The 12,904-nt window shown below is 40.1% G+C and carries 12 protein-coding genes and 1 pseudogene; 8 read left to right on the forward strand and 5 right to left on the reverse strand.

All coding sequences use genetic code 11. The annotated features are described in order from the left end of the window. Positions 1-50: 50 nt before the first annotated feature. Positions 51-989, forward strand: a complete 939-nt coding sequence (locus tag ACDX78_RS08790; RefSeq protein ID WP_486027062.1) for a metallophosphoesterase — start codon at positions 51-53, stop codon at positions 987-989. 44 nt (positions 990-1,033) lie between these two features. On the opposite strand, the gene ACDX78_RS08795 is transcribed toward ACDX78_RS08790, so the two are convergent. Both ACDX78_RS08795 and ACDX78_RS08800 read right to left on the reverse strand, forming a co-directional pair. Next, on the reverse strand, positions 1,034-1,267 hold the full coding sequence (locus tag ACDX78_RS08795; RefSeq protein WP_486027064.1) for a hypothetical protein: 234 nt from the start codon (positions 1,265-1,267) through the stop codon (positions 1,034-1,036). A 230-nt stretch (positions 1,268-1,497) separates the two neighbouring features. Continuing rightward, entirely contained in the window at positions 1,498-2,748 is a 1,251-nt protein-coding gene (locus ACDX78_RS08800; protein ID WP_486027066.1) for a BaiN/RdsA family NAD(P)/FAD-dependent oxidoreductase, read from the reverse strand. Between the two features lie 470 nt (positions 2,749-3,218). On the opposite strand from ACDX78_RS08800, the gene ACDX78_RS08805 reads away from it, so the two are divergent. The 6 genes and pseudogenes from ACDX78_RS08805 to ACDX78_RS08830 all read left to right on the forward strand — a co-directional run bounded on the left by ACDX78_RS08805 (position 3,219) and on the right by ACDX78_RS08830 (position 8,910). Next, on the forward strand, positions 3,219-4,838 hold the full coding sequence (locus tag ACDX78_RS08805) for a putative polysaccharide biosynthesis protein (RefSeq protein WP_486027068.1): 1,620 nt from the start codon (positions 3,219-3,221) through the stop codon (positions 4,836-4,838). Positions 4,839-4,852: 14 nt separating this feature from the next. Continuing rightward, positions 4,853-5,568 (forward strand): annotated as a pseudogene (locus ACDX78_RS08810) (pseudouridine synthase). A 16-nt stretch (positions 5,569-5,584) separates the two neighbouring features. Beyond that, a complete protein-coding gene (thpR, locus tag ACDX78_RS08815; protein WP_486027070.1) occupies positions 5,585-6,163 on the forward strand; it encodes an RNA 2',3'-cyclic phosphodiesterase in 579 nt (192 codons plus the stop codon). Beyond that, on the forward strand, positions 6,138-7,070 hold the full coding sequence (locus ACDX78_RS08820) for an NERD domain-containing protein (protein WP_486027071.1): 933 nt from the start codon (positions 6,138-6,140) through the stop codon (positions 7,068-7,070). The genes thpR and ACDX78_RS08820 overlap by 26 nt, the downstream gene beginning before the upstream one ends. 5 nt (positions 7,071-7,075) lie before the next feature. Next, complete coding sequence (locus tag ACDX78_RS08825; protein ID WP_486027073.1) at positions 7,076-8,014, forward strand: diacylglycerol/lipid kinase family protein; 939 nt, start codon at positions 7,076-7,078, stop codon at positions 8,012-8,014. Positions 8,015-8,091: 77 nt separating this feature from the next. Further along, positions 8,092-8,910, forward strand: a complete 819-nt coding sequence (locus tag ACDX78_RS08830; protein WP_486027074.1) for a phosphotransferase — start codon at positions 8,092-8,094, stop codon at positions 8,908-8,910. Here the strand turns inward: ACDX78_RS08830 and ACDX78_RS08835 are convergent. Then, the gene (locus tag ACDX78_RS08835; protein WP_486027075.1) at positions 8,897-9,184 is read right to left on the reverse strand and encodes a YtzH-like family protein; all 288 of its coding nucleotides are present in this window, start codon (positions 9,182-9,184) and stop codon (positions 8,897-8,899) included. The genes ACDX78_RS08830 and ACDX78_RS08835 overlap by 14 nt on opposite strands. 77 nt (positions 9,185-9,261) lie before the next feature. Here ACDX78_RS08835 and trmB point away from each other — a divergent pair, with 77 nt between their 5' ends. Next, entirely contained in the window at positions 9,262-9,897 is a 636-nt protein-coding gene (gene trmB, locus ACDX78_RS08840) for a tRNA (guanosine(46)-N7)-methyltransferase TrmB (protein ID WP_486027077.1), read from the forward strand. 412 nt (positions 9,898-10,309) lie between these two features. Here trmB and ACDX78_RS08845 read toward each other — a convergent pair whose 3' ends face one another. Beyond that, the gene (locus tag ACDX78_RS08845) at positions 10,310-11,485 is read right to left on the reverse strand and encodes a M20 metallopeptidase family protein (protein ID WP_486027079.1); all 1,176 of its coding nucleotides are present in this window, start codon (positions 11,483-11,485) and stop codon (positions 10,310-10,312) included. A gap of 79 nt (positions 11,486-11,564) precedes the next feature. Then, positions 11,565-12,719: a YeiH family protein gene (locus ACDX78_RS08850; protein ID WP_486027081.1), complete on the reverse strand. Its 1,155-nt coding sequence runs from the start codon at positions 12,717-12,719 to the stop codon at positions 11,565-11,567. Between the last annotated feature and the right edge of the window lie 185 nt (positions 12,720-12,904).

A 12,904-nucleotide genomic window follows, 5' to 3' on the forward strand; every position in this document is an offset into this window, starting at 1 on the left:
AATATATTGGAGAGCGATCGAGCGTGAAAAAAGCGGGTGGGAAAATGTTGATGGGGTTTTTATTTTTCATAATAGTTTTTGTGTTATATGTTTTTTGGGATAATAATCGATTTGTAGTAATTGAGCAGGAAATAGTTATCAATAACTTGCCTGAACAGCTGCAGGATTTTCGCATTCTCCAAATTTCAGATTTACATGAACATCAATTCGGCGATCAACAAACAGGATTGATTGAAGCGATTAATGCTGCAGATTATGATGCCATTGTTTTTACCGGTGATATGCTGGATGATAAGGAAAGTACCGATTATGTAAGTTTCTATACATTGATCGAAGGTATTGATAATAAAGAGAACGCCTGGTTCGTCCCGGGAAATACGGATCCGGACAGTTATCAGATTGGGTCTTCGGTGGAGAAAAGTGATTTTATTTTGGGGATGGAGGAAAGAGGGGTAAAATTACTGGAAACAATGGATAGTGTAGCAGTTAATGACGAAAACATTCACTTTATTAATTTTGAATTATCTATTATAGCAAATCCGGAATACATTGGAAAGACAAAAGGCATTGTAAGGCCTGATTATAATAAGGATAGCAAATATCATGAACACCAGGCAGCGCTTTGGGAAGAGATTACTTTACCTGAAAGAGGAGTAGTAGTGGCTTTAAACCATTATCCTGTACCTGATGTGCGGATAGACCATATAAAAAATAATCCTGACTTAAAATGGCTTGATTATGATTTAATTCTTGCAGGCCATTATCATGGCGGGCAAATTCGGCTACCAGTTATCGGAGCCCTTTTTGTCCCTGAACCCTGGTATAAGCCGAATAGCTTTTTTCCGCCAAGAGACCGTGTAAGTGGTCTTTGGGAGTATACTGGAACAAAGCAGTATGTCAGCAGGGGGCTTGGGAGCAGTGATGCTATTTCTTTTTTGAATTTTCGTTTGTTTAATACGCCTGAGATTAATATGTTGATTTTAAAATGATTATATAGGCATTCGCTCGGAAAGCGAATGCCGTGGTTATAGTGCTAGCTCATGCCATAGGGTCCAAGCTGCTGGGATTGGGATTGCTGTTGTCCCCCATCTGAATTGGTATTCATCTGGGATTGCTGATTTCCTCCGCCATTCATCTGGGAGACCAATGGAATCATTTGCTGCATGGTTTGCCCTAAATTCTGGTTGTGTTTCGTCATCGAGTAAAACGTAGCTGCTCCAACACCTACAGATGCAATGAGTGGTATCCATACTCCATTATTTTGCATACAAATCCATCCTTTCCATGAGCCAAATTTTGTGCCTGGACAGTAATAGCTTGCTGCAAAAAGGATGAAACATGTCAGGTATCATCTGGCAACAGAACTTGCGACTAAATTTTAAGTTTTTTTGAACAACCCTTATGGAATTAATGATAATTGCCCACTTCTATTTTGGTCAATGCCAAAGTTCACAATAACAGTAGCGCGCTTTGCAACAAAAAAACCGTCCTGCTGTTTCATGTCCAAGCTGCATTCATGCCGGCGAGTCTTCCTGTTACTAAGGCGGAGGTGATGTTGTAACCTCCTGTGTAGCCGTGTATGTCGAGGATTTCTCCGCAAAAAAATAGGCCGTCCATTATTTTTGACTGCATCGTGTTAGGGACAATTTCTTTCGTTGACAAGCCACCCCCGGTGACAAAAGCCTTCTCCATCGGCTGTGATCCGTGAACATAGAAGGTGAACTTTTTCAAGGTATGGGTAATAGACCGAAGCTTTTCCTTGGAAATGGTCCCTGCTTTTTCCTCTTCTTCAACGTTATTGGCTCGTAGTATATATAAGAGCATTCTTTCAGGAACAAGTCCTTTCAGCAAATTTTTCAGTGTTCTTTTTGGTTGCTCGGAAATACTGTTTTGAAGTTGTCTGTACAGATGATCCTCATTGTCATCAGGCAATAGATCCAGCAACATATTTACTTTTTCATTCCCTTTCATCAGCTCTTTTACGACAAACTGGGAGCATCGCAATACAGCCGGACCAGAAATGCCAAAATGGGTAAAGATCATATCCATGCGATGGGTAATGATGGGCTTGTTTTTTTGGTTCATTACGGATAACGATACATCCCTTAGTGACAGGCCCTGCAGCTCCCTGTTTTGAATAAATGGCTCCTTTGATGTTAGCGGCACTTCCGTCGGATATAAATCGGTAATCGTATGGCCGGCTTTTTTTGCCCATCCGTACCCGTCGCCTGTAGAACCGGTATGCGGCACAGCTTTGCCACCAGATGCGATGACGATTGCTTTTGTGTTTATTTTTTCTCCATCGGAAAGAATAACATTATGATGATACTCATCATAATGAACAGCTTCCACTTTCGTATTCATTTGCACTGTCACTTGAAGCTTCTCCAATTGATTAATCAATGCATTAACGACAGATTTTGCCGAATTCGAGACAGGAAACATGCGGCCGTGATCTTCTTCTTTTAACGCTACGCCCAGGTTTTCAAAAAATGCAATGATATCTTCATTATTAAATACGGAAAAAGCGCTGTATAAAAACCGGCCATTACCGGGAATGTGTTTAATGATTTCATCTTCCGGGAGCCGGTTTGTCACATTGCACCTGCCACCGCCGGAGATAGCAAGTTTCTTTCCCAGCTTTTTTCCTTTTTCCAGTAATAATGTATTTGCACCATGTTCTGCTGCGGCAATGGCTGCCATTAGTCCGGACGGTCCACCGCCTATGACAATTACGTCGTATTTCATGCATTGTTCCTCCTATTGGAAAGCTTGAAACTGATATTGTCTTTGTATCTTATCATTTCCTTGTAAGCGAGGCTATTATTAAGAGGGTATGATTTGGTTTTCGCCAAGTTTCTTAACACCGGGCCGCATGGATTGACTGATGGATAACTCTCTGTAAGCACTTTATAATTTGACTGTGACGTATTATATCGACGGAGCCCGATTGCCGGTGGTTCTTTTACTTTCGGTAACTGATAGCAAAGATTAGAGACCGAACACCGGTGAGCTTTTTTGTTCATTCATCTTCTTGAAGTGTTACCAAATGGCGGTAATTTCACCGAGCAGATGCTACAGAAGAATTGTCCCTGTGTTTCACGTGTTCCAAATAAATAAAATGTGATAAAATAGAACAAGGTGTTTGTTTTTTCTGTTTAATATTTATACATAATGAAACAAACTCGTGCTATTATTTAAAAATTGCGGGTGAAATAATGTCGAATATTATGAGAGGCACCATGTTACTTACGGGTGCATCGTTTTTATCTAAATTTCTGGGAATGATTTATGTCATTCCTTTTTATCAGCTTGTAGGCCCAGCAGGTGGTACGCTATTTGCTTACGGCTATACGCCATACAGTATTTTCATCAGTTTATCTACCGTCGGCGTACCGATGGCTGTGTCAAAATTTGTTTCTAAGTATAATTCTGTCGGGGATTATGAGACCGGTATGCGGATGTTTAAGGCCGGAATGGTATTAATGAGTATTACAGGAATGCTTTCGTTTTTGGCACTTTTTTTTAGTGCTGAATTCTTTGCCGAACGGATGATTACGAGTGATGATCCGGACAGCATTTCTGCAGCGGATGTTACCTTTGTGATTCGAGCGGTCAGTGTAGCATTACTTGTCATTCCTGCAATGAGTATTGTCAGAGGTTTTTTTCAGGGTCATCAGTCTTTTGGTCCTACATCCGTTTCTCAGGTCATTGAGCAAATTGTCCGGATTGCTTTTGTTTTAGGCGGTTCTTTTATTATCATTAATCTTTTAAGTGGAACGGTAACTGCTGCTGTCGGTTTTTCCACGTTTGCTGCATTTCTTGGAGCGCTGGCTTCCTGTACGGCTTTATATATTTACTGGAGAAAACGCAAGCCGCATATTGACAGGCAGAGGCAGCAGCAGGTCTACACACATGAGATTCCAACGAGCGATTTATTTAAAGAATTGTTCCGCTATGCTGGTCCATTTGTATTAGTAGGTCTTGCAATCCCGTTATACCAATTAACGGATCAATTCACATTTGAAAGAGCCATGGTTGCGATTGGACTGCAGGATGTATGGGAAACATCCTATGGGGTGATAAACTTTTATGGGCATAAGCTTGTAATTATTCCAATAACACTTGCAACCGGTTTATCCATTGCAACCATGCCTGCTTTAACGAAATCATTTGTAGAAAAAGATGATAAACTCTTGACACAGCAAATCAACCAGGCATTCCAGGTGATCCTGGTGCTGATTATTCCGGCAGTAGTCGGATTGTCACTGTTATCCCATGAAGCGTACGGCGCACTGTACGGAATGGAGGATATTGAAATAACAGGATCTTTGCTTGCCTGGTATGCACCAGTTGCTTTGTTTTTTGCTCTGTTTACCGTGTCGTCCGCTGTGCTGCAGGGGATTAACGAACAGCGATATGCGGTATACAGTCTGGCTGCCGGATTATTTTTAAAAATCACGCTGAATATCCAGCTCATTCATATGTTTGGTGCAAAAGGTGCTATCTTTGGCACAGCGCTTGCAGTAATCACCTCCGTTACCTTGAATTTATGGCGGATAAAAGTTGCGATTGACTTTTCATTTAGACAGATTTTTAAACGCACAATGCTTGTAGGGATATTTGTGGTGATCATGACTGCAACGGTTCTCTTATTAAAACTTATTTTCGGATTGTTTATCCCATATGAAGAAACACAAATGGGGGCGATTGTGATGCTTGCTATTGGCGTAACCGTTGGTGCTTTCATTTATTTATGGTTTGCCTATCATTCCACATTGCTGGAACGTGTTTTGGGAAGCAGAATCAGATTTCTGGATCGTATCTTTGGAAGGTAAAAGGAGGTTTAAGGATGCGCTTGGATAAACTTGTTTCCAATGCCGGTTATGGCAGCAGAAAAGATGTCAAAGGCATGCTGAAGAAAAAAAAATTACTGTCAACGATAAGCCAGTCAAGGATGGGGGATATCAAGTAAATCCTGAAACCGATGTCGTCAAACTCGATGATGAGACTGTTCATTATGAAAAATACATTTATTTTATGCTGCATAAGCCTCCGGGTGTTGTTTCAGCTACTACGGATGCCAGGGATAAAACCGTGATCGAACTGCTGGATAGTGCTGAACAGCGTTTTAAGCCGTTTACAGTTGGCAGGCTTGATAAAGACACTGAAGGGCTGCTATTGGTTACCAATGACGGAGAGCTGGCACATAAACTCACCTCTCCAAAAAAGGATGTAGAAAAAACATACTATGCAAAAATAGAAGGAAATGTTACAGAAAAAGATGTGCAAGAATTTGAAAAAGGCGTTGTACTGGATGATGGTTATCAGGCAAAACCGGCTGGACTCAACATTTTGAGAAGTGGAGAAGCGTCCGAGGTGGAAATCACGATAACCGAGGGGAAATTTCATCAGGTCAAGCGGATGTTCCAGGCAGTTGGGAAAAAAGTAGTCTACTTGAAGCGGCTGACAATGGGCGGTATCAGTTTGGATGAAAATTTGCCAATTGGTTCCTACCGGAGACTGACTGACGAAGAACAAAGCTATTTGGAAGCATTGAAAAAATAGGAAGGGTTTGGATTGCATGTCATCCCATTATTTTATCGCGATACATTTACCGGAGACACTTCAGATGTATTTTTCAACCTGGCAGGAAGATTTAAAACGAGAATTTCCGTATAAACAGTGGCCGCATAAAGAGGATCTTCACATTACGCTAAAATATTTAGGTGCCATGGACGATAATAAATTAACTCTATTGGAAAATAAATTACAGGATATTAATCGGTTTGATCATTTTTCTTTAGAGACTGGAGAACTTGGAACTTTTGGAAATCCAAAGAAACCGAGAGTGCTTTGGGCTGGAGTGAAAAAAACAGAAGCTCTCATGAGGCTTCAAAGAAATGTGGAAAAAATTTGCGCCGATGTTGGATTTGAAAAAGAAAAACGTGATTACCGTCCACATATAACTTTAGCTAAAAAATGGGATGGAGCTGAAATAAAGAATATCAATCAAATACTTGGTAGTAAGACGCTGATAAAGCAAACATTGCCCGTAGAGGATATTGTGTTGTTTCGGATTCATCCAAAGGAGAATCCGAAATACGAAGCGGTTGCCAAAATTCTAGTGCAGGGAGGTGGAAACACTGGCTCAGCTTATTAAGCTACAGGATTATATTTCCCGGTATGAATGGGACGCGTACCGTTATCCAAGCCAATATATTCGGCTAAAGAAAGATCAATGGGAAAAGCTGCATCATTTATGGGAAAATCCGGAAAAAGAACCAGAAAAAAGGGAAGAGGAGTCAGAACAGGAGTCAGCCTTAACTCGTATTAAATCAGTATTTAAAAGAAATAAAGAAAGTCCTTTTCCGCTAGAAGAGATGGAGAGCGAGGAAAAGCTCCCCGAGACGGAACAGGAGTTAAAACAGCATTTTCTGGATAAGCTGCTCCATTTTCAATTAAAATGGGCAACTTCCACGGTAACAGATGCTTCATTTATGGATAAAACTTATTATACGGATCCGGTTTTAAAATATTTTCTGCAGCGCTTTCCGGATACTTATCTTATTATGTTCTATCCGATTTTTTCGATTAAAAATGCGCCTGTGGATGGAGAAATAATCATGATAAGTCCGCTTGGTGTCGAGATTATTTACCTTGCAGAAGCAGAAGAAGAAGCTACCATTATGGCAGGGGATGAGCGAACGTGGTTAATCGAAACAGAAAAGGAACAGCGAAAATTATTAAACCCATTAATCTCCTTAAAACGAACGGAAAAAATTATCCGCAGTATTTTTCATGCCGAAAAGCATGATTTCGATATTCAAAAAACGATTTTATCAAGAGTGAATCCGATTGTTTTTGCTCAAGAACCTTACCAAACAAAGATAGTTGGCAAGCAGCAATATGAGAAATGGTTTCAGGAAAAACGTCAATTGGATTCTCCGTTAAAAAGCAATCAGTTGAAAGCATCCGAGGCCTTGCTCAAATTTTGCCAGACTACATCTGTAAAACGGCCGGAATGGGAAGAAGACACGGATGATTTTCGTTTTACAGAGAAGGAATAGATGCGATGTATATTTTTATTGTAAATACAAAAGCAGGAAACGGCAGGGCGAAGCGGACTTTTTCAAAGCTGGAGGAGACGGAGCTTTATCAAAAAATAAATAGTTCGTTTTATTATACGGAATACGAAGGACATGCTGAAGAAATCGTCCGATCACTTCCAAATAAGCAGGGAATTTCTGCTATTATTGTAGTTGGCGGGGATGGCACATTGCATGAGGTGATCAATGGGGTGGATTATCATTATATGCCGATTGCTTTTATTCCGGGCGGATCCGGTAATGATTTTGCCAGAGGGATTGGATTAAATGAAAGTCCGCTGGAAATATTGAAAAGCATCGTGGAAGGAAAGGCAGAAACGCCATATTTTTTGGGTGATTACCATTTGGACGACGCGGGAAAACGCAATTTTGTTAATAGTATGGGTTTCGGGTTTGATGCATTGATTGCAAAGAAAGCGAATTACTCCTTTTACAAACGGATATTGAATTTTTTAAACGTTGGCAAGCTTAGTTATGCTATTGCACTTATTCAGATATTAATTACATTTAAACCAACGGAAGTAGAATTGAATGTAAATGGAAAGATTCGAGAGCTTTCAAATTGCTGGATGGTTACGATCACAAATCACCCATATTATGGTGGCGGTATGAAGATCATTCCCACGGCCAAAATTCAATCTAATACATTTTCGGTTCTTGTAATTCATTCCATTTCAAAATGGAAAGTTTTAGCTTTATTTATGACTGTTTTTACAGGGAAGCATATTCATTACAGGGAAGTGGAAGTAATGGAAACAACATCGCTTAAAATTACTTCCAAACAGAAAATGGATTACCAGGTAGACGGGCAGACAGATACCTGTTATTCGTGTAAGATAACGAAAGAGAGAAAAGGAATTTCCATTTTGGGGACAACCGAAAAAGATAATCTTAGTGTTTCTTGAAAAAACTATTTGTATTTTCTTTTCTGTCACTATAAAATAAAATATTGAACCTTAAAATTGAAAGATGTGAGTGATCTATGGTGGACTGGCTGAAGCGAGTTCTTGGAAACGATTGGGATGTAACACCGGCAGGCGGGCTGACTGGTGACGCATATTTGGCGGCAAAGAATGAGGAACGGCTTTTTCTGAAACGGAATTCCTCGCCATTTCTTGCAGTGCTGTCCGCAGAAGAAATAGTTCCCAAGCTGATTTGGACAAAACGGATGGAAAACGGGGACGTCATTACAGCACAGGAATGGGTGGAAGGAAGAGAGTTAAAGCAAAGTGAAATGAGAGAGCAAAAGGTTGCAGAACTTATCCGGAAAATCCATGATTCCCAGGAACTGCTTTACATGCTAATGAGGCTGGGAAAAACGCCATTAAGTGCTCATACGCAATTTGAATTCGTAAAAAAACGACTAGATAGCTCGAACCTGATTAATGGCTATCACGAAGTTCATACTGCTTTATTATATCTGGAGGAGCTTTTACAGGTAACGGAGGAACAAACGCCGGTTGTTTGTCATGGGGATTTAAACCATAATAATCTGCTCATGGCAAAAGAAGATAATCTATATCTTGTGGACTGGGACAATGCGCGGATTGCTGATCCAGTCGTTGATTTTGGCATGGTGTTAAAGTGGTATATCCCGAAAGAGGAATGGAATGACTGGTTAAAGAAATACGGCTTGATCAATGAGACAAATTTGTATGAACGAATGTATTGGTATTTAATGTTGGATACCCTTCAATACGTCAGCTGGCACAGTGAGAGAAACGAGCCGTTCAAGGTAACAGAGCGGCTCAGAGATTTGCAGGAATTAAATGTGCATGTGAAATCATTTATTTTAGGGTAATGTGATTAATGGCACTAATCCAGCTTTCAATATTTTGCTTGTTATTTGTAATATGATCTGTAACATTTGAAGCACTTTCGCCCTGTTTGCCGTATTCATATATTTGTGGCAGCATATCCAGTACTTCATGATTTTGGATTGTTTGATTATCGAGCATGGATGTAACCAAGCGGGCAATTTGCTGATATTCACTATGCGTTGCACTGTTCTCACCCGATTGTTCATCAAGCAGGTCGAGTAATAATGTTAATTGGTCATTTACGCTTAAACCCATAAAAATCACCTCGCAGTTAGTTTTGTTATTTTTAGTTATTGTATACAGTTAAAATATTTGCAAGGAGCGTTATAGAAATGCGTCAACGGAATAAGCCGTGGGCTGATGAATTTATAGAAAGTCATACAGATATAGTTGTACCAGAACCAATGGAAAAGAAGAGTGATTGGAAGGCAATGTTTGGAAATGATCATCCAGTTCATTTAGAAATCGGGACAGGTAAGGGGCAATTTATTGTCGGCATGGCCAGGAAGTTTCCAAATATTAATTTCATTGGGATTGAAATAGCCAAAACAATCATTGTTCGCGCTGCACAAAAGGTGGCTGATGCAGCATTGCCGAATGTAAAGCTTTTACATGTAAATGCAGAGGATCTTCTGGATATATTTGCAAAAAATGAAGTTTCACAGCTTTATTTAAATTTTTCCGATCCATGGCCGAAAAATCGCCATGAAAAGAGAAGACTTACCTATCATCCATTTTTGGAGCAGTATGAGCAGGTGCTTGAACCAGAGGGAGAAGTTATTTTGAAAACAGATAATCAGGGCTTCTTTGAGTATTCGCTGGTTAGCTTTTCCCAATTTGGCATGAAGCTTGAGGAAGTGAATCTGGATTTGCATGCAGTAGAGGATCCGGATAATGTGATGACGGAATATGAAAAGCGATTTTCGGAAAAAGGACAGCCGATTTATCGTTGTAAGGTTGGTATTTAAGGTTAGTTTAAAGGTGTAGGAAACGGGGAGCGATTTGTTATCTGTTTAGAAAGTTATTAGAGAATATGTATAAAGAAAAGCACCGCTATAAGTGTGGTGCTTTTCGTCTGGGAATAACTTCTGGTTTTATTTTGTGTGATCTATAGAGTAGAAAAAAGAGAGTGTGTATAAGTACAAATGTTCGCTGACTGAATAATGGTGTAATAGTGGTGGATGAATATGAAATAGTTGCTTTTATCATGGCTATTGTTGGATTGGTCTCGGCAGTGGTGAATTTGACAATCTCAGTATTACACAGCAAGAAAAGACCATCGTTAAGGCCCACTAAACGATAGTCTTGAGACGCAACACGCAAAGGGATATGAAGGGTTACCAAAAAACGTCCAGATTTTATCTAGACGTTTGAATAGGTTTATTTTGTTCTCTCCTGATAAGCAAAATAAGCCTGAATTAATGCTTTGGCAGCAATCGGCAATGCCCGCTCGTCAATATCAAATTTCGGATGGTGATGTGGGTAATCACTGCCTTCTTTATGCGCTCCGGTGAAGAAATAGGTTCCCGGTTTTTCCATCATATAATAGGCAAAATCTTCTCCGCCCATGACTGGTAAAATTTCTTCTGTTACATTTACTTCTTTAATATTTTTGCTTGCCTCGAGAACCAACTCCGCTTCTGCTTTATGGTTAACCAAAGGCGGATAGCCTTTCAAATAATTAAATGTATAGCTGGCATCATTGGTGTCAGTAATTCCTTTTATTATTTTTTCCATTTCTTCGATGATTCTATGCTGAACTTCTGGATTAAAATAGCGAACCGTACCCACCAGTTTGGCAGAATCGGCAATGATATTAAATGCCTGGCCTGCAACAAACTCGCCTACTGTTACTACCGCTGTTTCAAGTGGGTCCAGCCTTCTGCTCACAATCTGCTGAAGTTGTGTTACGAGCTCTGAACCGAGAACAATGGCATCTTTTGTCTGGTGGGGGAGCGCCCCATGACCACCTTGGCCTTGGATCGTTATTTCAAACCGGTCTGCTCCAGCCATGAACTCGCGTTTAGATGTTTGAATGACACCGAGGGGAGTAGTCACCCATAAATGCGTGCCGAAAACTGCTTCCACGTTATCAATTGCGCCAGCTTCAATCATTGGTTTAGCGCCGCCGGGAGCGTACTCCTCTGCATGCTGATGGAGAAAAACTATCGTCCCGGTCAGCTCTTCTTTATATTCTTTCATTACTTTAGCAAGTGTCAGAAGGGTTGCTGTGTGCCCGTCATGTCCGCATGCATGCATAACGCCATCCACCTTGGATTTATACGGCACATCTTTTTCATCCTGAATCGGCAGCCCGTCAAAATCAGCCCTAAGCGCAATGATTTTTCCCGACTTTCCTCCTTTTAATGTGGCAACAACGCCATTCCCGCCGATATTAGTTACATACGGAATTCCCAACTCCTCATAAAAATCAGCGATATATGCTGCGGTTTTCGTCTCATGAAAAGAAAGTTCCGGGAATTGATGAAGGTACCTGCGAATTTCTACCATCTCCTCGTAATGTTCATCTATGTCCTGAAAAATATTCTCAAGCAAAAAAAACGCCCCCCTATGTACTTTTCCAATAATTATAACATTATTTATGTTTTAAGTAGGCTTTAAACGCATAAAAACATCAAACGACAACAAAATGACCGAACAGCGAGATAAGAATTATACTGACAATACCTACTGACACTGCAGCTGTAAAGCCGATATAAAATGGTTTAATCCCAATTCCCTTAAAAGCAGCAAAGTTAGTAGATAAACCGACTCCCGCCATCGCAATTCCAAGAAGATAAGTGGTTCCGAACGAACTGGCATTACTATAGATCCCTTCCCATGTACTCTGCTGGAGAAATCCAAAGGCTGTACCTGTATTTTCAAGTGTCACATCCCCGATCGTCCTTACGAAGGAGAGGAGCAAAAATCCAATCACGAATAGCGGAATAAATGTATACCATTTCGGCATTTGCTTTTCCTCGGCATTTTTCTTGTTCGTATTTTTGAAAAATAAATAGGAAACAAGCGGTATAATAGCAATAATAAATAAATTCCTTGTTAATTTTGTAACGGTTGCGACATCAACGACAGTCTGCGTTTGAAAGAACTGGTCATAAATTAATGCAGCACCTGTCACTTGGGCTGTATCATGAATGGCTGTACCGAGAAACATCCCAGCTTTAATAGGGTCATCCGCAAATAAAAAATTGGCTAAAAACGGATACAGCATCATACCGGTTAACCCGAAAATAGTAATATTAGCAACCGCATAAGAAATTTCATTTTCCTTAGCCTTGATGACAGGGGATGTCGCCATAATCGCAGTTACGCCGCAGATCCCTGTTCCGGTAGCAATTAAGGTTCCTAAGCGATAGGACTGCTTCATCTTATTCGTTAAATACAGCGTGATAAATAACCCTGAAGCAATACATGCCACAATAAGTGGTATGCCGAACGCTCCCAGTTTTATTGCCTCCATTAAACTTAAACGAAGCCCGAGCAAAATAATTCCGGCACGCAAGGCATATTTTACGGAAAAAGAAATACCCTTGGCAAACACATCTGAAAGGCTAATCGTATTACGAATAATGATTCCTATAATTATAGCCACAAAGATCCCGGAAACCGGTGTTTCACTTTCCGGTGATAAAAGCCCTGCATTAATCATGATATATCCAATAAACTCAGCTCCGTAAATGCCGATGAACATTACGCCCAGGCAAAGAATAAGCCCTGGCAATAATTTAACGATAACATTCCATCTTTCACTGTTTATAAGTTTTTGCAAATTCTCCATCCTTCCTGCATCAGCAATACACTTGGTTGCTGTTTTCGAATGAACCTAGTTATAGATTAATGATTTTTTTACAATAAGTAAAATAATCAGTGATACTAACTGTAATAGGCAGTATTTGTTGAAATTGTTTAAAGTTTTATTTTTATAATAATAAAGTCCTTTCGCGTAACTATAAC

Origin of the sequence: Virgibacillus oceani (assembly GCF_041521345.1) — a bacterium.
In the GTDB taxonomy this organism is placed as follows: domain Bacteria; phylum Bacillota; class Bacilli; order Bacillales; family Amphibacillaceae; genus Virgibacillus_N; species Virgibacillus_N oceani_A.